The organism is Bowmanella yangjiangensis, from assembly GCF_017255015.1.
GTDB lineage: Bacteria > Pseudomonadota > Gammaproteobacteria > Enterobacterales > Alteromonadaceae > Bowmanella > Bowmanella yangjiangensis.
The window spans coordinates 97,348-117,911 of the sequence record NZ_JAFKCS010000001.1; the positions used below are offsets into that span (position 1 = coordinate 97,348).

The 20,564-nt window shown below is 49.7% G+C and carries 21 protein-coding genes; 13 read left to right on the plus strand and 8 right to left on the minus strand.

The features are described 5' to 3' along the window. Positions 1 to 353: 353 nt before the first annotated feature. The 4 genes from thrA to ung are packed head-to-tail and all read left to right on the plus strand — an operon-like array spanning position 354 to position 5,708. Positions 354 to 2,813 carry a bifunctional aspartate kinase/homoserine dehydrogenase I gene (gene thrA / locus J0A65_RS00405; RefSeq protein WP_206592135.1) on the plus strand — a complete coding sequence of 820 codons (2,460 nt, stop codon included), beginning with the start codon at positions 354 to 356 and terminating at the stop codon, positions 2,811 to 2,813. Beyond that, on the plus strand, positions 2,813 to 3,769 hold the full coding sequence (gene thrB, locus J0A65_RS00410; RefSeq protein ID WP_206592136.1) for a homoserine kinase: 957 nt from the start codon (positions 2,813 to 2,815) through the stop codon (positions 3,767 to 3,769). Before thrA ends, thrB begins: the two co-directional genes overlap by 1 nt. A 2-nt stretch (positions 3,770 to 3,771) precedes the next feature. Beyond that, positions 3,772 to 5,052, plus strand: a complete 1,281-nt coding sequence (gene thrC, locus J0A65_RS00415) for a threonine synthase (RefSeq protein ID WP_206592137.1) — start codon at positions 3,772 to 3,774, stop codon at positions 5,050 to 5,052. Then, positions 5,049 to 5,708, plus strand: a complete 660-nt coding sequence (gene ung, locus J0A65_RS00420; RefSeq protein ID WP_206592138.1) for a uracil-DNA glycosylase — start codon at positions 5,049 to 5,051, stop codon at positions 5,706 to 5,708. The genes thrC and ung overlap by 4 nt, the downstream gene beginning before the upstream one ends. 53 nt (positions 5,709 to 5,761) lie before the next feature. Here ung and J0A65_RS00425 read toward each other — a convergent pair whose 3' ends face one another. Beyond that, the gene (locus J0A65_RS00425; protein WP_206592139.1) at positions 5,762 to 5,932 is read right to left on the minus strand and encodes a DUF3545 family protein; all 171 of its coding nucleotides are present in this window, start codon (positions 5,930 to 5,932) and stop codon (positions 5,762 to 5,764) included. Between the two features lie 238 nt (positions 5,933 to 6,170). Between J0A65_RS00425 and J0A65_RS00430 the strand changes: the two genes are divergently transcribed. Beyond that, positions 6,171 to 7,541 carry a sensor histidine kinase gene (locus J0A65_RS00430; RefSeq protein ID WP_206592140.1) on the plus strand — a complete coding sequence of 457 codons (1,371 nt, stop codon included), beginning with the start codon at positions 6,171 to 6,173 and terminating at the stop codon, positions 7,539 to 7,541. A 176-nt stretch (positions 7,542 to 7,717) separates the two neighbouring features. Continuing rightward, entirely contained in the window at positions 7,718 to 8,146 is a 429-nt protein-coding gene (locus J0A65_RS00435) for an N-acetyltransferase (protein ID WP_206592141.1), read from the plus strand. 45 nt (positions 8,147 to 8,191) lie between these two features. Here the strand turns inward: J0A65_RS00435 and pgi are convergent, their stop codons facing one another. Together pgi and tal are read right to left on the minus strand one after the other, a co-directional pair. Next, on the minus strand, positions 8,192 to 9,835 hold the full coding sequence (gene pgi, locus J0A65_RS00440; RefSeq protein WP_206592142.1) for a glucose-6-phosphate isomerase: 1,644 nt from the start codon (positions 9,833 to 9,835) through the stop codon (positions 8,192 to 8,194). A 100-nt stretch (positions 9,836 to 9,935) separates the two neighbouring features. After that, complete coding sequence (gene tal, locus J0A65_RS00445; protein ID WP_206592143.1) at positions 9,936 to 10,889, minus strand: transaldolase; 954 nt, start codon at positions 10,887 to 10,889, stop codon at positions 9,936 to 9,938. Between the two features lie 212 nt (positions 10,890 to 11,101). Between tal and J0A65_RS00450 the strand changes: the two genes are divergently transcribed. The 3 genes from J0A65_RS00450 to J0A65_RS00460 all read left to right on the plus strand — a co-directional run bounded on the left by J0A65_RS00450 (position 11,102) and on the right by J0A65_RS00460 (position 13,388). Next, positions 11,102 to 11,623, plus strand: a complete 522-nt coding sequence (locus J0A65_RS00450) for an O-acetyl-ADP-ribose deacetylase (RefSeq protein WP_206592144.1) — start codon at positions 11,102 to 11,104, stop codon at positions 11,621 to 11,623. A gap of 139 nt (positions 11,624 to 11,762) precedes the next feature. Continuing rightward, positions 11,763 to 12,536 (plus strand): peroxide stress protein YaaA, encoded by a 774-nt coding sequence (gene yaaA, locus J0A65_RS00455; RefSeq protein WP_206592145.1) that lies wholly within the window; start codon positions 11,763 to 11,765, stop codon positions 12,534 to 12,536. 114 nt (positions 12,537 to 12,650) lie between these two features. Beyond that, a complete protein-coding gene (locus tag J0A65_RS00460) occupies positions 12,651 to 13,388 on the plus strand; it encodes a MipA/OmpV family protein (protein ID WP_206592146.1) in 738 nt (245 codons plus the stop codon). 399 nt (positions 13,389 to 13,787) lie between these two features. Here J0A65_RS00460 and J0A65_RS00465 read toward each other — a convergent pair whose 3' ends face one another. From J0A65_RS00465 to J0A65_RS00480, 4 genes are all read right to left on the minus strand, one after another. After that, positions 13,788 to 14,213: a DUF4426 domain-containing protein gene (locus J0A65_RS00465; protein WP_206592147.1), complete on the minus strand. Its 426-nt coding sequence runs from the start codon at positions 14,211 to 14,213 to the stop codon at positions 13,788 to 13,790. Positions 14,214 to 14,395: 182 nt separating this feature from the next. Further along, positions 14,396 to 14,944 carry a YggT family protein gene (locus J0A65_RS00470; protein ID WP_206592148.1) on the minus strand — a complete coding sequence of 183 codons (549 nt, stop codon included), beginning with the start codon at positions 14,942 to 14,944 and terminating at the stop codon, positions 14,396 to 14,398. 21 nt (positions 14,945 to 14,965) lie between these two features. Next, positions 14,966 to 15,784: a pyrroline-5-carboxylate reductase gene (gene proC / locus J0A65_RS00475; RefSeq protein ID WP_206592149.1), complete on the minus strand. Its 819-nt coding sequence runs from the start codon at positions 15,782 to 15,784 to the stop codon at positions 14,966 to 14,968. 59 nt (positions 15,785 to 15,843) lie between these two features. Then, positions 15,844 to 16,548, minus strand: a complete 705-nt coding sequence (locus J0A65_RS00480; RefSeq protein ID WP_206592150.1) for a YggS family pyridoxal phosphate-dependent enzyme — start codon at positions 16,546 to 16,548, stop codon at positions 15,844 to 15,846. 118 nt (positions 16,549 to 16,666) lie between these two features. Between J0A65_RS00480 and J0A65_RS00485 the strand changes: the two genes are divergently transcribed. The 4 genes from J0A65_RS00485 to J0A65_RS00500 all read left to right on the plus strand — a co-directional run bounded on the left by J0A65_RS00485 (position 16,667) and on the right by J0A65_RS00500 (position 19,703). Further along, positions 16,667 to 17,704 carry a type IV pilus twitching motility protein PilT gene (locus J0A65_RS00485; RefSeq protein WP_206592151.1) on the plus strand — a complete coding sequence of 346 codons (1,038 nt, stop codon included), beginning with the start codon at positions 16,667 to 16,669 and terminating at the stop codon, positions 17,702 to 17,704. Positions 17,705 to 17,715: 11 nt separating this feature from the next. Then, the gene (locus J0A65_RS00490; protein ID WP_206592152.1) at positions 17,716 to 18,828 is read left to right on the plus strand and encodes a PilT/PilU family type 4a pilus ATPase; all 1,113 of its coding nucleotides are present in this window, start codon (positions 17,716 to 17,718) and stop codon (positions 18,826 to 18,828) included. Positions 18,829 to 18,834: 6 nt separating this feature from the next. Beyond that, positions 18,835 to 19,155 (plus strand): putative signal transducing protein, encoded by a 321-nt coding sequence (locus tag J0A65_RS00495; protein WP_232849661.1) that lies wholly within the window; start codon positions 18,835 to 18,837, stop codon positions 19,153 to 19,155. 68 nt (positions 19,156 to 19,223) lie between these two features. Beyond that, positions 19,224 to 19,703, plus strand: a complete 480-nt coding sequence (locus J0A65_RS00500; RefSeq protein ID WP_206592153.1) for an aminoacyl-tRNA deacylase — start codon at positions 19,224 to 19,226, stop codon at positions 19,701 to 19,703. Positions 19,704 to 19,739: 36 nt separating this feature from the next. Here J0A65_RS00500 and J0A65_RS00505 read toward each other — a convergent pair whose 3' ends face one another. Then, positions 19,740 to 20,474: a substrate-binding periplasmic protein gene (locus J0A65_RS00505; protein ID WP_206592154.1), complete on the minus strand. Its 735-nt coding sequence runs from the start codon at positions 20,472 to 20,474 to the stop codon at positions 19,740 to 19,742. Between the last annotated feature and the right edge of the window lie 90 nt (positions 20,475 to 20,564).

Genomic DNA, 20,564 nt, shown 5'->3' on the forward strand with positions numbered 1-20,564 from the left:
CATAAGATCAAATTAATATAAGTGACTGGTACTGTTTGGACCAATTGGAAGGAATTACGTCTTGACATATAGACGTCTATACGGCAAATTGACCCGCATGAAATTTATTCGTCGCACCACCACCACCATGATGATTACCACCACAAGACTGGTGGTCGCTGGCTAGTGCGCAAAAGAAAAACAACAAGCCCGCGACCCTCACAGGAAGCGGGTTTTTTTTTGAATTTTTCACAGGGTATTTGCCCTTTGGGAAAATCGTTACGCCGAGGTAAGGCCCGGCGACGGCCGCTCTTGTAGCGGACGAAAGAATACCCGTTCGTCAATGGCCGGGGTACAACATCTAGGAGCAGCAAATGAAGGTAATGAAATTCGGGGGATCGTCGCTCGCAGACGCAGAGCGTTATCTGATGGTCAAAGACATCGTGCTGCCAACCCACCAGGATTGTGGTGCAGCAGTTGTTCTGTCTGCGCCTAAAGGCGTGACCAATGCCTTATCGTCGCTGGTTGATATGGCGGTGGCTGGACAGGATTATCAAGAACTGTTTGGCAAGCTGACCGATACCCTGACAGGCATTGTGCGCGATCTTACCCAACAGGTGGACAATTTCGACGGTGCCAGCCTACTTACCTACATTGATGAACTGCTTAGCGAATTGCATCGCAATCTGGATGGCATCAAGCTCATTCATTGCAGCCCGGATGCGGTTACCGCAAAAATACTCAGCCTGGGTGAATATGTCAGCGTCAACATCTTCAGCAAGCTGGTAGGTGCGCTGGGCTATGACAATCAAATCATCGACCCGGTCCAGTATGTTCTGGCAGAAGGTGACTATCTGGATAGTATTGCCGACGTGGCCGAAAGTCGCAGTCGCTTTGGTGATATTCCCAAAGACGGTTCTGTGCTGCTGATTATGCCCGGTTTTGTGGCGGCTAATGATAAGGGTGAAAAGGTCACCTTGGGGCGTAACGGCTCAGACTACTCTGGCGCTATCCTGGCGGCTTGTATTGATGCCAAATGCTGTGAAATCTGGACAGACGTGGATGGTGTCTACAACGCTGACCCTAACCAGGTGGAAGGTGCGGTGCTCCTGGATAAGCTGACTTATCAGGAAGCCATGGAGCTGTCCTACTTCGGTGCCAAAGTACTGCATCCAAAGACCATCGGCCCCATTGCGCAGTATCATATTCCCTGCCTGATTCGAAATACCCTGAATCCTGTCGCACCTGGTACTTTGATCAGTAATGAGCCAAGCACGGTCTGGACCAGTGTCAAAGGCATTTCGCATCTGTCTGATGTGACCATGTTCAATGTGGCAGGACCGGGTATGAAGGGCATGGTAGGCATGGCCAGCCGTGTGTTTGAAGTCATTTCCAACGCCAATATTTCTATTAGCCTGATTACCCAGTCCTCCAGCGAGTACAGCATCAGTTTTTGTATTCACAACAAGGATGCCGGTCGCGCCCTGGCGCTGTTGGAAGATGCTTTCCGTCTTGAATTGGAAAATCAGCTACTTGAGCCTATCGAGATGCGCCAGGATTTGGGCATAGTGACCCTGGTGGGTGACGGTATGCGCAAGGTTAAAGGCCTGGCCGCCAAGTTTTTCAGTTCTCTGGCACAGGCCAGGGTCAATATTGTCGCTATCGCACAGGGCTCATCGGAGCGCTCTATCTCTGCCGTGATCGAGAGCCGCAAAGCCAAGGAGGCCGTGAAGGTCGTGCATCAGAATTTCTTCTCCAATCTTCATACTATTGACGCCTTCCTGGTAGGCTGCGGCACAGTAGGTGGAGAACTGCTTAGCCAAATCGCGCGCCAGCAAAAACAGTTGCTGGAACGTAATATCAGTTTAAAAGTGTATGGGGTGGCGAATAGCCGTTCCTTGTTACTCAAACCTGGTGGTATTGATCTGGAAAACGGTTGGCGAGATGCGCTGGGCCAGAGCCAGCAAGCTTTCTCCTTGGAAGCGCTGGAGAATTTTGTGCAGGACAACAGCCTGGTCAACCCTGTGGTGATTGATTGTACCACCAGTGAAGATGTGGCCAATCTGTACCTGGATATGCTGCAAGCAGGTTTTCATGTGGTTACACCTAACAAGAAGGCCAATACCAAAGACATGGCTTCGTATAACTTGCTGCGTGATACCGCCCAAAAGACCCGTCGCCAGTTTTTATATGAAACCACAGTGGGAGCTGGCTTGCCGGTTATCGATAACCTGCAGAAACTGATTTATGCCGGAGACGAGTTGATTCGTTTTGAGGGCATTTTGTCCGGTTCTTTGTCCTTTATTTTCGGCAAGCTGGAAGAAGGGTTGAGCCTGTCTGAAGCGACGGTGATTGCCAGAGACAAAGGCTATACCGAACCCGATCCCCGCGATGATTTAAGCGGTATGGACGTGGCGCGTAAGCTGCTGATTATGGCGCGAGAAGCCGGGCTGGAGATGGAACTGGCTGATATCGAGATTGAGTCTATTTTGCCTGCTGATTTTGATGCCTCTGGTTCAGTGAGTGAATTTTTGCATAAACTGTCCGGTTTGGACGGTCTTTATCGTCAGTTGCAGGCTAGTGCTGAAGCCAAGGGACAGGTGCTGCGTTATGTGGGCTGTATCGAAAAAGGCCAGTGCAAAGTGGGTATTCAGGCAGTGGATGCGAAGCATCCGTTGTATGTGGTCAAAGACGGTGAAAATGCCCTGGCCATTCACAGTCATTACTATCAGCCCATTCCTTTTGTTATCAGAGGCTATGGGGCAGGGGCAGCGGTAACTGCTGCCGGTGTTTTTGCCGATGTGCTGCGCACTATGCCGTGGAAGCAAGAATAATGAGTAGTGATATGGTACGGGTTTATGCGCCCGCTTCTACAGCTAATGTCAGCCTGGGATTTGATTCGCTGGGTGCGGCCCTGAAACCAATCGACGGTAGCCTGTTAGGCGATGAAGTTGAGGTCTACGCCAGCGAGCAGTTTGGTATTGAGGTAAAGGGGCGGTTTGCCAATAAACTGCCCAGTGACCCGAAAGAGAATATCCTGTATCACTGTCATCAGCATTTTATCGCCAAGCTAGAGGCACGCCAAAAGGAGCTTGTACCCTGTGCCATGGTGCTGTATAAAAATCTGCCCATCGGTAGCGGCCTTGGCTCGAGTGCCAGTTCAGTGGTAGCGGCGCTGCACGGATTAAACAGCTTCTACGGCGACCCGTTTAACGCTGATGAGATGTTACTGATGATGGGAGAGCTGGAAGGCCAGATCAGTGGTAGCGTGCATTACGACAATGTGGCTCCTTGTTATCTGGGCGGGTTGGTGCTCATGGCTGAGCAGGCTGAGCGCATCGCCATCCAGTTGCCGGTATTTGAAGAATGGTACTGGGTGGTGTGCTACTCCGGCATCAAAGTGTCAACCTCTGAAGCACGCAAGATCCTGCCGCAACAGGTAAGTCTTAAAAACACCCTCACCTTCGGCCGACAGCTGGGCGTCTTTGTGCACGCCTTGCATACCGGCGATCGCCAACTGGCGGCTAGTGTGATGCACGATGTAATAGCCGAACCTTACCGTAAAGCCCTGTTGCCCGGTTTTGATCAAGCCAGGCAATTCGCCGACGACAACCAGGCGTTAGCCTTTGGTATTTCGGGCTCTGGGCCAACGGTGTTCGCGGTATGCGACAATCTGGAATCGGCAAAACGTATTAACCAATGGCTGAGTGAACACTATATTCAGAACAACGACGGCTTCAGTCATATCTGTCAATTAGACCCGCAAGGGTCAACAGCAACAAGGGTATAAGTTTGGAATTGTTCAACTTAAAGGAAACCAGCGAACGCGTGAGTTTCAGCCAGGCGGTAAAGCAAGGACTGGGCAAAAACCAGGGATTGTTCTTTCCTGCCCATCTGCCCACTTTTGATGATATTGATGCGCTATTGGCCATGCCGTTGGCCGAGCGTAGCGCCGAGATTTTACACCGCTTAATCGGCGATGAAATCCCCAAAGCACGTTTGGCAGAGTTAGTAGCGAATGCATTTAATTTCCCTGCGCCACTGGCTAAGGTGGAAGAGGATGTGTACTGCCTGGAATTATTCCATGGTCCTACACTGGCGTTTAAAGACTTTGGCGGTCGCTTTATGGCCCAGTGCCTGTCTGAGCTGGCTAAAGGTGAAAAAATCACTATTTTGACCGCCACTTCAGGTGATACCGGCGCCGCAGTCGCTCATGCCTTCTATGGCCTGGAAAACATCGATGTGGTGATTTTGTATCCTAAGGGCAAGATCAGCTTGCTGCAGGAAAAGCTCTTCACCACCTTAGGTGGCAATATTCATACTATCGCCATTGAGGGGGATTTTGACCAGTGCCAGCAGTTGGTGAAAACCACCTTTGACGATGAGCAGGCCAGAACAGGTTTGCATCTGAACTCGGCCAACTCCATCAATATCAGTCGCTTGTTGGCGCAGATCTGTTACTACTTTGAAGCGGTAGCGCAGCTTGAGAATCGCGATAACCTGGTGATCTCTGTGCCTTCAGGTAACTTTGGTAACCTAACCGCCGCGATGTTTGCCAAGGTACTGGGTCTGCCAATTCAGGGCTTTGTGGCCTCGACCAATTTGAATGATACGGTGCCGCGTTATTTGCGCACTGGCGAGTGGCAGCCTAAGCCCACCATTGCGACACTATCCAATGCCATGGATGTTAGCCAGCCTAACAACTGGCCACGCATTGAAGCGCTGTTTGAACAAGGGTATCTGGATAAGGCAATCCTGCAATCTGATGCCATAGATGAAGAGTACACCCAAGTAGCTATGCGTCAGTTGGCGTCCCTTGGCTATGTCAGCGAGCCGCATGCGGCGGTCGCTTACAAAGCCTTGAAACGTCATCTTGAACCTGGTCAAACCGGTATCTTCCTGGGAACTGCCCACCCGGCTAAATTCCGCGATACGGTAGAAAATGTGCTAGGCCAGCCTATCAGCCTGCCTCATGAGCTGGCTGAATGTGCTGGCAAGGAAGGCTTGTCTCTGACTTTGCCTAATGATTACCAGCAACTGAAAGCTACCTTGTTTGAATTGGTGGGTAAGTGACAAGCTGGCAGGACGTATTGGGGCAGGAAAAGCAGCAGGACTACTTTCAGCAAATCCTGAGCTTTGTGAAGGCCGAACGGGACGCGGGTAAAACCATTTACCCGCCCCAGACCGATGTCTTTAATGCGTTCAAATACACGCCTTTTGATCAGGTTAACGTGGTGATCCTTGGACAGGATCCTTACCACGGTCCGGGCCAAGCCCATGGACTGTGTTTTTCGGTTTTGCCGGGCATCGCACCACCACCGTCACTGGTGAATATGTACAAGGAACTGCAGCAGGATATCGCTGGTTTTGAGCGCCCCGAGCATGGTTTTTTACAGAGCTGGGCGGAGCAAGGTGTGCTGCTGCTAAATACCGTGTTAACTGTGCAGCAAGGACAGGCGCATTCTCATGCAAAAATTGGTTGGGAGCGTTTCACCGATAAAGTCATTGAGCAGTTAAATCTGCACAGAGAAGGACTGGTGTTCCTATTATGGGGCAGTCATGCACAAAAAAAGGGCGCGATTATCGACAGACAACGTCATCATGTATTGATGGCGCCGCACCCAAGCCCGCTATCAGCGCACCGTGGCTTTTTCGGCTGTGGACACTTTTCCAAAGCTAATCAACTGCTAGTGCAACAAGGCTTGAGCCCGGTTAACTGGCAGGTCTGACAACGGCAAATCGCGAGAAATAAAAAAGCCCTGCAAGAGCAGGGCTTTTTTAATTAGGCTTCACTCAGCTCTTCATCCAAGAGCAAGTCCAATTCGGCCAGTTCGCGGCGAAGCCGGTACTGATCCTGTATGGCTTCGATCTCTCTCCATTTGCGTTTTTTGCTTTTGTTCTTAGCGGGACGGGACTCTATGTCGAGCATTGACAACAAATCTGACTGATCCACAGGAGATCTCCTTTTTTTTGTTTACCGCAAGACAGGGTATATCACAACCACTGCTAAACTAGAACAACTTTTGTTACTTTTTATTAACATTTTTTGAAGTTTTCATGACATGACCTCTAGCTAGGTTGTGTCGAAAAAACATTCAGTTAGATAAGGCAAGAAGCTTACCAAGCTGCACTAACTCGGTTAGGATAATCGGACTATTTGAGAGTTTTATGACAGTCGGCTCGAGACCCTGATGCTGCTTAAGCTGGAAAATTTACTGCTGGAAGTATCCAAGTCTGATCGGATAGATTTGGGCGACATGCGTGAAGCTGAAGAACTGATACTGCAGTCTTTACTCAAAGGATTAAGTATTGAACGGGCTGGCATATGGATGCGCGATGAGTACTTGGATGGCATCCGCTGTACGTTGCTTATCGACCTGCACCAGCAAGCTCGCTATGAAGATCTGCTGCTGACCCGCAGCCAGTACCCTAAGTACTTTTCCGCATTAGATGAGGAACGTTGTATATCGGCAGAAGATGCGTTGTCACACCCAGCCACCGCCGAGTTTGCCGATGGTTATCTTGTTCCCCTTGGTATCGTTTCTCTGCTGGATATGCCAATTCGCCACCGGGGTAAAATGGTGGGTATTGTCTGCTGTGAACATATTGGTCAGCCCAAGCGCTGGAGCGAAGATGAAATGAGCTTTGCTGCCGCCATGGCTGATTTGGTGGGACGGGCTATCAGTGCTAAAGAAAGGAATGACTATGCCAGGCAGTTGGAGCTGACGAATCAGTCGCTAGAGTCTTTGGTTAAACAGCGCACTGCCAGCCTGGAAAAGACCCTGGTCAGCCTTAAGCAAGCTCAGCAGCAGTTAGTCGAAAATGAAAAAATGGCCAGCCTCGGCAGTCTGGTTTCCGGAGTAGCGCATGAAGTCAATACGCCACTTGGTGTTGCGGTAACCGCAGCCAGTCATTGCCAATTGCAACTGCAGGAATTACGTCATGAGGTCGAGGACAATAAGCTGACACGCAGCAAATTGGACAGCAAGCTGAGCAGCATGGACGAGTCACTGCATCTGATTAACCAGAATCTGGCCAGGGCCGCCGAGTTGATCCAGAACTTTAAAAAGACCGCGGTAGATCAGCATAATCTGGCGCTGACCGAGTTTGAACTCGGCGAATATGTGGGGGTGGTAATGTCCAGCCTGGTGCCCATACTTAAAACCAAACATATTGCCTTTGAATTATTGAATCCGGTCAGCATTCGGATGTGCAGCTATCCGGGGGCGCTGGCGCAGGTGCTGACCAATCTGGTTAACAATGCCAGTCAACATGCTTTTGATGCCAATACCGACAATGTGATTCAGATTCAGTTACTCCCTCGCGGAGAGAAAGAGGTAGAACTTTGCTTCAGTGATAATGGCAAAGGTATGCCTGAAGAGGTCGTCAAAAAAATATTTGAACCCTTTTTTACCACCAAGCGTGGACAGGGGGGCTCGGGCCTGGGTTTATCCATTTGTTACAACCTGGTCACGGCCAAGCTAAAAGGCCAGATGGCCGTTGAATCCACCTTAGGAAAAGGTACCTTGTTCCGCCTTACCTTACCCCTTCGTGTTGAATAGCCAACAATTTTTTACTCATTCAGAGGCCTGCATCCGTTAGGCTGGTCGTGCCGATAAGATAACTTTCAAAAGTAAGCGCGGGATGCATTCCTGCAATGCGCAAGGTCGGCAAAGATCTAAGCTTTATCGCTGGGTCATTTATTCAAACCCGCTCTTTGTTGTGCCAGGAGGCAATTATGATTCGAGTCGCCAATAAGGACGATTTGCCTGCCTTGGTTTCTATTTGGTATGAAGCATCAGTAGAAGCCCATGATTTTATTCCTGCCAGCTTTTGGCAATCCCAGAAAACCAATATGCAGGAGGTGTATCTGCCTGGGGCGGACACTTGGGTGTATTATCAGGACGGCCGGTTAGCTGGCTTTATATGTCATCATCAGGGATTTATTCCAGCCTTGTTTGTGGACAAAGCTTATCAGTCGCAGGGGATAGGGCAGCAGCTTCTGACATTTTTAAAGACTCAATATCCGGTCTTGTCGCTGGCGGTTTACGCCAAAAATTCAGCCGCGCATCGTTTCTATCAACGTCATGGCTTTGTTGAAACTCAGCGTAAAGGCTGTGAGCATTCCGGTGAGGAAGAAGTGCATATGCATTGGCACCAGGCCTAAAAAATGAAAAAGGCGGGTTACCCCGCCTTTTTACTACCTTGCCGCTTATTGGTTAGCCGCCCTGAAGCGGCTAATTAAGGCGTTGGTGCTGGCATCAAAGTCCAGTTCAGCCGCGCTGTCGGTCAGTTTAGCCAGGATATTGTTGCCCAGCACTTTACCCAGCTCTACGCCCCATTGATCAAATGAGTTCACCCCCCAAATGGCACCTTGCACAAACACCTTATGCTCATACAGCGCCACCAATGACCCCAGCGTTTTAGGGTCGAGCTGATTAAACAACAGCGTATTGCTTGGTTTATTGCCGGGCATGGTTTTATGGGTGGCCAGCGAATGACGTTTTTCTTCACTCAGGCCTTTGCCTTCCAACTCAGCATAAGCCTCTTCATAGGATTTGCCCTGCATCAGTGCCTGAGTCTGACCAAAACAGTTGGAGGCCAGCATGGCATGATGAGTGTTGTCCTGATTCGGCACGTTCAAAGGCAGCATAAAGTCGGCCGGGATCAGCACCTGACCCTGGTGAATAAGCTGGTGGAAAGAATGCTGACCGTTAGTGCCTTCACTGCCCCAGATAACCGGCCCGGTGGCATAATCTACCTGCTCGGCATCTCCCGCTACGGACTTACCGTTACTCTCCATATCCAATTGCTGCACATAGGCAGGAAAGCCACGCAGGTAGTGGTAGTAAGGCAACAGCACATGACTTTGTGCGCCAAAGAAGTTGGCATACCAGATCCCAAGTAAACCCATCAGCATCGGCAGGTTTTGTTCAACTGGCGCTTCTACGAAGTGGCGGTCCATGGCATAGGCACCATCCAGCAGTTCACGGTAGCTGTCGTAGCCGAGCCCTAAAGCAATCGGCAGACCAATGGCCGACCACAGGGAGTAACGTCCACCAACCCAATCCCACATGGGGAAGATGTTATCTTCGTCCATGCCGAAGTCCACCGCGGCTTTGATATTGGAGGATACGCAGATAAAGTGCTTGGCTATATCCTGCTGAGTGCCACCGGCTTGCAGGAACCAGGCCTTGGCCGTTAGGGTATTCTGCAAGGTTTCCTGTGTGGTAAAGGATTTGGACGACATCACTATCAAGGTGTCTTCGTGGTCAAGCCCAGCCAGCACATCCTGGATATGGCAGCCATCAACGTTGGCCACAAAATGCAGTTTGATGCCCTGATACCAATATGGCTTTAAGGCTTCGAACATGATTTTCGGGCCTAAGAATGAGCCGCCGATGCCTATGCTGACGATATGTTTGATAGCCTTACCGGTATAGCCTTTGTGGCTGCCGCTGTGGATACGCTCTACAAAGCTCTTGATCTTATCCTGAGTGGCCAGCACCTCTGGCATAACATCCTGGCCGTTCACTAACACTGGCTTACCGGAGAAATTACGCAGCGCGGTATGTAATACGGCGCGTCCTTCGGTGTGATTGATGATCTCGCCTGCAAACATGGCATCACGTTTAGCACTGACCTGACGGGTCTCTGCCAGACCAAACAAGGCCTTTAAGATTTCATCGTTGATCAGGTTTTTGGAGTAATCCAATTCAATACCGCAGGCCTGGCTGGTATAGCGCTGCGCACGTTGGTCATCCTGTTTGAACCAGTCACGCATATGTTGGCCGTTCAGACCTTGAGCCAAAGCTTGCAGTTGTTGCCAGTTGCCGGTTTGAGTCAGGCTAGTCATCTTGTCTCCATTTTTCCTGCGAGCCGCCACATTTCAGCAACGGCCAGAATCTAGAAATAGGTGCGCCCGCGAAGGGCGGGCGCAGAATTATGGGCTGTATTTAGAAAAAACCTTTTAGCACAGTTTCCAGCTTCACCTGATCGGCGGCAAAACTGCGAATACCCTGAGCCAGCTTCTCGGTAGCCATGGGGTCTTCGTTCATCTGCCAGCGGAAATCATTTTCGCTGATACGTTCACCGGCTTGCTTACTGGCGCCCTTGTCTTGCAGTTTTACCTCAAGAGGGGCATCCGTCTGAGCTAGCTGCTCCAATAAATCGGGGCTGATGGTCAAGCGGTCACAACCTGCCAGTTCGGTAATCTCGCCGGTGTTGCGGAAGCTGGCACCCATCACCACGGTTTTGTAGCCGTGGTCTTTGTAGTATTGATAAATCTGGGTAACCGATTGCACGCCGGGATCTTCGGCCGGAGCATAGTCTTTTTTGTCGGTATTGGCTTTGTACCAATCCAGAATTCTGCCGACGAAGGGGGAAATCAAAAACACGCCGGCTTCTGCGCATGCACGTGCCTGAGCGAAACTGAACAACAGGGTCAGGTTGCAGTTGATACCTTCCTGTTCCAACTGTTCGGCGGCGCAAATGCCTTCCCAAGTCGAAGCGATCTTAATCAGAATGCGGTCTTTCTCAACGCCGGCTTCTTTATATAGGGCAATCAGCTTGCGCGCTTTGTCGATAGTCGCCTGCGTATCGAATGACAATCTGGCGTCTACTTCAGTAGAGATACGACCAGGGATGATACCCAGAATTTCACAACCAATACTGACCGCAAGCTTGTCACCGGCATCCAGTAACTGTTGCTCGGGGTCGTTGGACTGCTGCTTGGCCCAGGCTACGGATTTTTCGATCAGCTCACGATAATGTGGCAAGGAAGCCGCTTTGAGCATGAGTGAAGGATTGGTAGTGGCATCAACGGGGTGATATTTGCGAATTGCTTCGATGTCGCCCGTATCTGCGACCACAGTAGTAATTTTCTTTAAAGACTCCAGTTGATTTGCCATGGGATCCTCTAGATTGAAAGTTTATTTCGTAAATTTACAACAAAATGAGCTTTGTCTCTATTACGAATTATGATTGATACCGAGACTTTTGTGATAAGCCCGGTATTGGAAGGCCATCCGGATGGTGTCATCGGGACGTGCCGGGGGAACACTTATTTATTAAACTGAGTTTGCGGCTAAGTGTAACGGTTTCAAGGGGCAAGGCACAGAAGATGGCAGCAAAAATCACGCTGATTAACGAGGATATTACGACTTTGCCTGTTGACGCTATGGTCAACGCGGCCAATCAGAGCTTGCTTGGCGGTGGTGGGGTGGATGGGGCTATTCATCGTGTGGCCGGAGCGCAGTTGTTAGCTTGTTGTCGTGACCTTGGTGGTTGTGCGGTTGGCGAAGCTAAGATCACCCCAGGCTTCAACTTACCTGCCCGCTATGTGATTCACACCGTTGGCCCCATTTGGCAAGATGGGCAGCATGAAGAAGCCAGGTTACTGGCGGCTTGTTATCGCAACAGTCTGCGCCTGGCTGGGGAATACCGGCTTAGCAGCATCGCCTTTCCTGCTATCAGTTGTGGTGTATACGGCTATCCTATCAACCAGGCTTGCAAGCTCGCAGTGCAGACGGTGGTTGGCGTTCTGGATGATTATCCTCACCTGACAAAGGTTATCTTCTGCGCCTTTAATGCAGAAGTTTACCAAGCGCTAGCCGCTGAATTAGCTGTCCTGGATTTAATTTAAATCGGTTAGGCTGCCCACAACCAGCTTTGGGGTTAGTGGTTATTGATTGACTCTATCGGCGATATCGTTTTAGTGAATTTGCTCCCAGTCATTGTGCTGGCTATAGTAGCGGCCAACTTGTAGTTATACTCGGAAGCCTATGCTGATCGTCCTCTCTCCAGCCAAAAACCTTGATTTTGATACGCCACCAAAAATTAAAGAATTCAGTCAACCGGATATGCTCGATCAAGCCAGTGAACTGATTAGTGTTTGCCGGGATTTGTCACCGGCCCAGGTGGGGAGCCTGATGCATATCAGTGATAAGCTGGCGCATTTAAATGTAGAACGTTATCAAAGCTGGGCGCTGCCTTTTACTGCAGATAATGCTAAGCAAGCCGTTTTGGCCTTTAATGGTGATGTTTACACTGGGCTTGAAGCCAACAGCCTGAGCCAGGATGACCTGCGCTATGCTCAACAGCACCTACGCATATTGTCTGGCCTGTATGGCTTGCTAAAGCCGCTGGATTTGATGCAAGCATACCGACTGGAAATGGGTACAAAGTTAGCTAACCCAAGAGGTAAGGATCTTTATCAATTTTGGGGAGAGCGAATTACTACTGCACTAAACCACGCTATGTGTGAGCAGGGCGATAATGTGCTGATAAACCTCGCATCCAACGAGTATTTTAAATCTGTAAAGCCCAAAAACCTTGACGGCATGATAGTTACCCCGGTGTTTAAGGATGCCAAGGGCGGCCAGTATAAGGTTATTAGTTTCTTTGCCAAAAAAGCCAGAGGCATGATGGCGCGCTTTATTCTGCAGCGGCGTCTGACCGAAGTAGAACAACTTAAGGCATTCGATATCGGCGGTTATCGTTTCGATGAACAACAGTCGACAGCTACTGAGTTGGTGTTTCTGCGTGACGAGCAATAACACAGTGAAGATCCAATTCCTGATTTTTTCTGTATAAGTTTGATAAATAATTAGTCGAGTCTGTTTTGACAGACATAACGCAGACTGGCAAACACACTAAAGGGAGATGCAGCAATGCAGATACGGGCATTGGCGTTGTGCCTGGCACTCGCAGGCAGTACACAAGTTTTAGCTGAGGAGCAATGGGGGCTGGGACTTGGGGTTATTTCTGCCGCCTCTCCCTACCAAGGAGAGTCCAAGGATGTGCTGGTTGTGCCACTTGTGAGCTACGACAATGAGCGTTTTCATTTCAGTGGCGTGTCGGCTAGCTATGACCTCTATGAAGACGGGGCATTCAAATTGGCTGCATTCGTACGCCCAGGTTTTGACTTTTTCAGGCCGGATGACGCCGATGACGAAAGCATGCGCTCCCTAAAGCGGAGAAAATTCTCCGTCCTGGCAGGTGTTCGTTTGGAGACCGAGCTAGGGTTTGCCAAAGGCAGCCTTGCCATGGCCCATGATATTACCGGAAATGCCAAAGGGTATAGCCTTGAAGCTGGCTTAAGCCGGCAGTTTATTCTCAATAGGGCCCTGATGCTCAAAACCGAGTTGGGTCTGGTGTATGCTGACCAAGAGACCGTAGATTATTATTACGGAGTAGACAACGGAGAATCCCCTTATTTTGCTGCTTATACCGCGGATAGTGCGCTAAACCCTTATGTTTCCGCGACCTTAATGTATCAGTTGGACCCTAACTGGCAGCTATTTAGCAACCTCAAAGTCAGTGAGTACGATAGTGAGATAAAGGACTCTCCCATAGTTGAACGGGATCGCGACGTGCAGTTTATGGCGGCGCTGAGTTATAAGTTCTAAGCCGGACTGAGGTGGCGAGCCAAACATTGATAAAGGTCGGCTTTGCGGATAGCTTTGGTGAGGTAGGGATCCATACCAACCTCTTTGGCTCGCTGTAGATCCTGAGGCAGGGCGTTAGCAGACCAACCACAGATGATCAATGTCTGAAGCTCAATGAAGGCTTATCCAGTGTCGTCGACCAACCGGCCGGGGCTGCGGACTATTGGTCGAGTAATTCCCGGCTAGTTTGAATTCTGATACATCAGCAAATTCCGGGTGCAGCAAATAGTCCAGATAAGCTGTCTCGACAATATGAACAGAACAGCGCAATGACTCTATAAGTGGCAGGGCAAGTAAAAACTGGGACTTAATGCCTGGACACTGAGTTAATTCACCGGGTTCGAAAAGTGATGTGAGAGGTTATTCAATATAAAGCTTCTGCTGAAAACGCAACCTTTGCTCAGTGTTACCCTTACTCAATTTGATATCGAATTTGATGTCTTCTTCGTAACGAAATGACAGCGTGGCAATGTAGTAAATGGCTTTGCCCTCAGTGATCTGTTTAAACTCAAGGGGCTGGCTACGTCCCATTAAATCGGTGGCAGTACCGCTAACCAGTACATTCTGAGGCGCCTGAGTAGCGCTATCCAGCACAGAGATATTTACCAATGCATTGTATTTACTGCGTTGGATACCATAGGTGCGGGCAACTTCCGGCGTCAGGAAGCTGCTGGTTAACGCAATATAGTGGACGTCCCATGCTCCCAACTGCTTCATCTGTTCAGCCTGGCTAAAGGGCGCCAGACTCAGGGCACAAAATACAGCAAGGATCTTAAGCAATTTCATTGGTTTTCTCACACAGCAAAATGTGGCTTAAGTATAGTCCGCCAGCTTGGCATATGGCTATGATAAGTCAGAAGAATTTGCACAGATAAACGGCGCTTTTGAGGTGCTGTTCATGGATAGAAAAACGGCCCGTGACGGGCCGTTTCAATCGATGTTGAGTCATCTAAGGTCGGTAGAGGTGGCTAGGCCAGTCCCAGGTCTCTGAGCAAAAAAGTCAGAAATTGAATGGCAATAATAGCGATCAATACTGATAAATCGAGTCCGCCCATGGGGGGAATGATTCGGCGGATGGGCGCCAGTAAGGGTTCGGTCAGTTGGTATAAGACCATTTCCATCGGGTTCTGTCCCTGACTAAACCAGCTCAACAGAGCACGGATGATCAGGATCCAGAAAATCAGTGACAGTGTCTGGTTAACCAACACAATAACGGAGCCGAGCAATATCGCCAGTGGATTAAATAGCTGCCAACTGTTGTCATCAAGCACAAAGTTCTCAACGGTCAATTTTATAAAAGCTACGAGCAGCGCCAGCACTAAGGTGGCCGTATCCAGTTTTCCTAAGGACGGTAAAACCCGTCGCATAGGACCCACCAAAGGGTGAGTCGCTCTGACCACAAATTGACTAAAGGGATTATAAAAATCTGCCCGGGCAAACTGTAACCACAAACGCAGGATCACCACCATCAGATAGAGATCAAACAAGGTACCAATCAAAAATTGCATAGAACTCATGGTGTTTTCCCAAATGAAAAATTAAAAAGCCTTGCTCATTACGCTGGCTCTGTCTACCGCGGCCTGCATGGCATCGGCAACCAGTGAGCGCAGCCCTTGTTGTTCAAACTGTTCAATCGCCGCTGCCGTCGTGCCGCCTTTGGACGTAACTTGGGCTCTAAGCTCGGCTAATTCAAGGCCAGGATTGTGACAAACCATGTTCGCTGCACCCAGCATAGCCTGTTGGACTAACAATCTTGCTGTTTGGCGGTCAAAACCCAGCTCCATGGCTTTGTCTTGCATGGCTTCCAGAAACAGAAAAAAATAAGCGGGGCTACTGCCAGCAGCAGCGGTGACGGCATCCATCATACTTTCTTCTTCAACCCAGGCGATTTGGCCAACCTGAGCCAGCAAGTCTTGGGCAAAGCTTCGATCAGCTTGGGATACCTGCGCGTCAGCGTACAGGCCTGTCATTCCTAATCCCATGGCACTTGGTGTATTCGGCATAGTGCGAACAACCGGGTAAGTGCCACCCAGCATAGCTTGTAGCCGCGTAACGGGCAGGCCTGCTGCAATGGAAATAAACAGCTTACCTGCCAAGTCGGTGGTCTTAAGTGGTGCTGTGGCCACTTCCATCAACTGCGGTTTCACAGCTAACACCACTACCTCGGCATCTTTGCTGGCATCCAGATTATCCTGACAAACGGCAATGCCAAATTCCTGCTGAAGTGCATCCAACTTAGGTCTGGATGGGTTACTGGCGGTTATTTTTTCTGCCGGGTAACCGCTTTTCACCATGCCACTGATGATACTGCGACTCATATTGCCTGCGCCGATAAAGGTAATTTTTCTGTGTTGCATGTCTCTCCCGTTCGCTTTTATGTCCGGTTGTGGATGCGTGTTGTCATCAACAATTATGTCTAGGTCTCGGCGCGTTTTGCCCTTGCACCGAAGATGGCCGTTCCTAATCTTACCATAGTAGAACCGGCTTTAATGGCTGCTGGCATATCGGCTGACATCCCCATGGACAAGGTATCAACTTGTGGATAGCGCGCTTGTAGTGCACTAAACAGCGAGTGCAGTTGGCTGAAAACTCTTTCCTGGGCTTGTTCGTCCAGGTCCGCCGCTGGAATGGCCATTAAGCCGCGCAAGGTCAGATTTGGAAGGCTATTGACCTGTTCTGCCAGGGCAAAGAGGGCGGCTTCATCGCCAACCCCTGACTTACTTTGTTCGTGACTAATATTAATTTGCAGCAAAACCTGTAAAGGAGCACTTCCTGCTGGCCGTTGCTCGCTTAGTCGCTGGGCGATCTTGAGCCTGTCTACCGACTGCACCCAATCAAAATGCGCTGCCACCAACCGGGTTTTATTCGACTGCAAGGGGCCGATAAAATGCCACTCTATGTCCGGGTAGGCTTGCAAGGCTTGGATCTTCTCGGCCCCTTCCTGAACATAGTTTTCCCCGAACAGGCGCTGACCCGCCTGATAGGCTTCCAATATGTCCTCGACAGGTTTAGTTTTACTGACTGCCAGTAGTTGAACCTGCGAAGGGGATTTATTAAGCATCTGGCATAAGCCAGCGATGGTTTCAGATGCGCTTTGTAGTCGTTCTGCTATGGTTTTCATGAGTGAGTCTTTGAGTTGAATCAGGTTGCCGACATAAGGTTATGTCAAGGCATACCGAACTTACCAGTTTTCTGTGGTACATCTTGTCTTTTCAGACAGTTAACAAACGGAGTGGGCTGTGGATATTACCGAACTTTTAGCCTTTAGTGTCAAGAATAAGGCCTCTGACTTACATTTGTCCGCCGGGCTACCCCCTATTATCCGGGTGGATGGCGAAATGCGTCGTCTCAATGTACCTGAACTCGATCACAAGCAAGTGCATGCGTTGGTCTACGAAATTATGAATGACAAACAGCGCAAGGAGTATGAAGAGAATCTGGAGACCGACTTTTCCTTTGAGGTGAAAGGGCTGGCCCGTTTCAGGGTCAACGCCTTTGTACAGAACCGCGGTGCGGCGGCGGTATTACGCACCATCCCCAGTGAAGTGCTGACCCTGGATCAGTTGGGCGCTCCGCAGATTTTCAAGGAAATTATCAACCAGCCCACAGGTATAGTGTTAGTGACCGGGGCCACGGGTTCGGGTAAAAGTACCACCCTGGCCGCCATGATAGACCATATCAATAGCAACAAGCGCGAGCATATTCTGACGATTGAAGACCCTATAGAATTTGTTCACGAAAATAAGATGAGCCTGATTAACCAACGGGAAGTGCATCGGGATACCCATAGTTTCAACAATGCACTGCGCAGTGCATTGCGTGAAGACCCGGATGTGATTCTGGTGGGTGAATTACGTGACCTGGAAACTATTCGACTGGCTATCTCAGCGGCTGAAACCGGCCACTTGGTGTTTGGTACACTGCACACCAACTCTGCACCCAAGACCATCGACAGGATCATTGATGTGTTTCCGGCTGAGGAAAAGTCCATGGTTCGCTCTATGCTGTCTGAATCCTTACGTGCGGTTATTTCACAGACGCTGCTGAAGAAAGTCGGCGGAGGGCGAATTGCAGCCCATGAAATTATGTTGGGTATACCCGCTATCCGTAACCTCATCCGCGAAGATAAAGTACCGCAGATGTACTCGGTAATTCAGACCGGTCAGGCCCATGGCATGCAGACTATGGATCAGTGTTTACAGCGTCTGGTGGCAATGGGGCAAATCACCTCTCAGGATGCCGCCGCGAAATCCATCGACAAGCAACCTAAGTTCTAGGAGACGCTAGCATGATGATGCAACCCTATTTACAAGGTATGGTGGACTGCGGTGCATCGGACTTGTTTATTACCGTGGGCTTTCCCGTCAGCGTTAAAGTCAACGGCAGGATGACCCCGTTGGATGACCAACCTCTGTCTGCTGACATGTCCCTGGCGCTGGTGGAAAGCCTGATGTCGGAGAAACAGCGGGCGGAGTTTGAGAAGACCAAAGAGTGCAATTTCGCCGTGGCATTGGATGGAGTGGGGCGTTTTCGTTGCAGTGCATTCTGGCAACGCGATTTGGCCGGCATGGTTATCCGTCGTATCGTTACGCAAATCCCTAAAGTGGAGGAGTTGGGTCTACCTCAGGTACTCAAAGACATCATCATGTCTAAACGCGGATTGGTGCTGTTTGTCGGTGCCACGGGTACAGGCAAATCCACCTCCTTGGCTGCGCTGATTGGACATAGAAACCAAAATTCACACGGCCATATTCTGACTATCGAAGACCCTATAGAATTTGTTCATGATCACGCTAACTGCGTTGTGACCCAGCGAGAAGTGGGCATCGACACCCAGTCTTTCGACGATGCACTGAAAAGTTCATTGCGTCAGGCCCCGGACGTGATTCTGATTGGTGAAATCCGTTCTATGGAAATCATGGAATACGCGATGTCGTTTGCTGATACCGGTCACTTGTGTGTTGCTACCTTGCACGCCAACAATGCCAACCAGGCCATCGAACGCATTATGCATTTAGCGCCACCGGATCAGCATGAAAAACTGCGCTTTGACCTGAGTTTGAATATGCGCGCCATCGTTGCCCAACAACTGGTGCCCACCGCTGACGGCAAAGGTAGGGTAGCCGCTATCGAGGTTTTGATGGGCTCACCTTTTGTGCGAGATCTGATTCAACGTAATGAGATTGGCAGCCTTAAGGAGGCGATGCAAAAAGGCAAAGAAATGGGTATGCAAACCTTTGATATGGCGCTGTATGACTTGTATAAGGCCGGTCGGATTAATCTCGATCAGGCGCTGCACCATGCGGATTCTCCCAACGATTTGCGTTTGATGATTAAGCTGGACAAAGACGAAGGCCCTGGCTTGGGTTCTTTGTCGAATGTGTCCATTGACCTGGATTAAGTTCGCTTGTTGCGGCTGTACTGTCATGAAGATAGATTTCTGGTTTGGCAGGTCAGAGATTTGCTGGTCAGCCGCGGTATTCCCTGTTTCGTAAAAAACGAGTATGCCATTGGGGCGATGGGAGATTTATCCCCTTTTGATTGTTGGCCGGAAGTGTGGATAACCGACGACGAGTGGATGCCCAAAGCCAAGCAACTGCTGGATGAGTGGCAAAGTCAGTTGCAGCAAGGCTCCGCCTGGTATTGTAGGCATTGTGGCGAGGAAAACGGCAGTGGTTTTGAACTGTGCTGGCAATGTGACACCGAGCGACCTGATGATTTGCGATAGACAGGGCTAACCGATGCGCCTGGCCTATACTTGAGAGTGGACAACTAACAAATGGCCTGGAGGTGTCTATGAGTTTGTCCCAACGTGTTATGTCCTACCTGAATGACCTTGATGTGCATTATGAGGTCATCACCCACCATCCTTCGCACAGTTCGCTGGGGTCTGCTATTGCTGCGCAGGTTCCCTCTGCGAAAATTGCCAAGGCAGTGATGCTGGAAGACGGTCAGGGACATCGCTTAATGGCGGTGTTGCCAGCCGACAGCAAGTTGAGTATCAGTGCTTTGAATGATGCCCTGGATGGTCAGTATCATCTGATGAAGGAACAGCAGGTGTATCAGTGTTTTGATGATTGTGAACATGGTGCCGTGCCGCCATTGCCGCAGGCGTTTAATCTCGACTGTATTGTGGATGATAGTCTGGAGGGGTTGTCTGATTTGTATATTGAGGGCGGTGATCATCGTTCCCTGGTGCATTTGTCTCAGCATGAATTTGCTCGCTTAATGGCGCAGACCCGCTCAGGTCATTTCAGTCATCAGTTGTATCACTAAGTACAACATGTGGGCAGTATCTTGCTGCCCACATGTCTATTGTTTAGGTAAGGTGCGTACGTATTTGCGCACTATGCTGCGCAAATTACCGTTTTGTTTTTGCGCAGCAATATGCGCATTCAAGCTTGGTAGCACAGAGGCTTTGGTGGGGATGAGGGCCAGTTTCAGACTATCAATAGCCTTATTTTGCTCAATGGTGGTCAGGAACAGATGGGGAAAGCGCTCCTGTAGCAACCAGTAGCCGATCAGTTCGTTTAAATAGGCAAAATCACAGCGACCATTTTCAAGCATGCGTAGTTGCGTTTCTTCACTGCTGGCATCAAGACGCAGCAACTGATTAGAGGCAAATTGTTCCTTAAGCGTAGGATAAACATAATATTCTCGGGTACATACCCGATTTCCTGGCTGCCACTGTGTATTTTTATTACTTTTGTCCAGTTTGAACAAATAGTCGGTGTAGGGAAGGATCTCATCAGTGAACAGCAATTGTTCGGAATGGCGTGTCCACGCAGGGCTAAGCACCATCATGTCGACCAGTCCCTCATACAGTCGCTGCTCACCACCCTGACGATTGTCGATCACATAGTCCAAAGTGATGCTTTGTTCATCAGCAAAACTCTGCAATAAGTCAGGGATAATCCCCTTAATCTGTTGGGCTTCATTGATAAAAAGGTAAGGAGGGAAACCAGGATCATATACTGCGAACTTCAGCTGTTCTGCGCTGTAACTGCTGAAGCTTAGCAGGCTAACTAGAAGGGCTTTGATGTGCATCAGGGGCTATGCTGCAAACGAATTAGTTACTTATCAGCATAGTCGTAAAAACCATTAGGCTCGAACTCTGGCTGACAATAGTTGCAGGAG

Excerpts from the sequence above, each read along its gene's own strand:
- thrA (WP_206592135.1), top strand. The coding sequence starts at position 354 with ATGAAGGTAATGAAATTCGGGGGATCGTCGCTCGCAGACGCAGAGCGT.
- thrB (WP_206592136.1), top strand. The coding sequence starts at position 2,813 with ATGAGTAGTGATATGGTACGGGTTTATGCGCCCGCTTCTACAGCTAAT.
- J0A65_RS00430 (WP_206592140.1), top strand. The coding sequence starts at position 6,171 with ATGCTGCTTAAGCTGGAAAATTTACTGCTGGAAGTATCCAAGTCTGAT.
- J0A65_RS00435 (WP_206592141.1), top strand. The coding sequence starts at position 7,718 with ATGATTCGAGTCGCCAATAAGGACGATTTGCCTGCCTTGGTTTCTATT.
- pgi (WP_206592142.1), bottom strand. The coding sequence starts at position 9,835 with ATGACTAGCCTGACTCAAACCGGCAACTGGCAACAACTGCAAGCTTTG.
- tal (WP_206592143.1), bottom strand. The coding sequence starts at position 10,889 with ATGGCAAATCAACTGGAGTCTTTAAAGAAAATTACTACTGTGGTCGCA.
- J0A65_RS00450 (WP_206592144.1), top strand. The coding sequence starts at position 11,102 with ATGGCAGCAAAAATCACGCTGATTAACGAGGATATTACGACTTTGCCT.
- yaaA (WP_206592145.1), top strand. The coding sequence starts at position 11,763 with ATGCTGATCGTCCTCTCTCCAGCCAAAAACCTTGATTTTGATACGCCA.
- J0A65_RS00460 (WP_206592146.1), top strand. The coding sequence starts at position 12,651 with ATGCAGATACGGGCATTGGCGTTGTGCCTGGCACTCGCAGGCAGTACA.
- J0A65_RS00465 (WP_206592147.1), bottom strand. The coding sequence starts at position 14,213 with ATGAAATTGCTTAAGATCCTTGCTGTATTTTGTGCCCTGAGTCTGGCG.
- J0A65_RS00470 (WP_206592148.1), bottom strand. The coding sequence starts at position 14,944 with ATGAGTTCTATGCAATTTTTGATTGGTACCTTGTTTGATCTCTATCTG.
- proC (WP_206592149.1), bottom strand. The coding sequence starts at position 15,784 with ATGCAACACAGAAAAATTACCTTTATCGGCGCAGGCAATATGAGTCGC.
- J0A65_RS00480 (WP_206592150.1), bottom strand. The coding sequence starts at position 16,548 with ATGAAAACCATAGCAGAACGACTACAAAGCGCATCTGAAACCATCGCT.
- J0A65_RS00490 (WP_206592152.1), top strand. The coding sequence starts at position 17,716 with ATGATGATGCAACCCTATTTACAAGGTATGGTGGACTGCGGTGCATCG.
- J0A65_RS00500 (WP_206592153.1), top strand. The coding sequence starts at position 19,224 with ATGAGTTTGTCCCAACGTGTTATGTCCTACCTGAATGACCTTGATGTG.
- J0A65_RS00505 (WP_206592154.1), bottom strand. The coding sequence starts at position 20,474 with ATGCACATCAAAGCCCTTCTAGTTAGCCTGCTAAGCTTCAGCAGTTAC.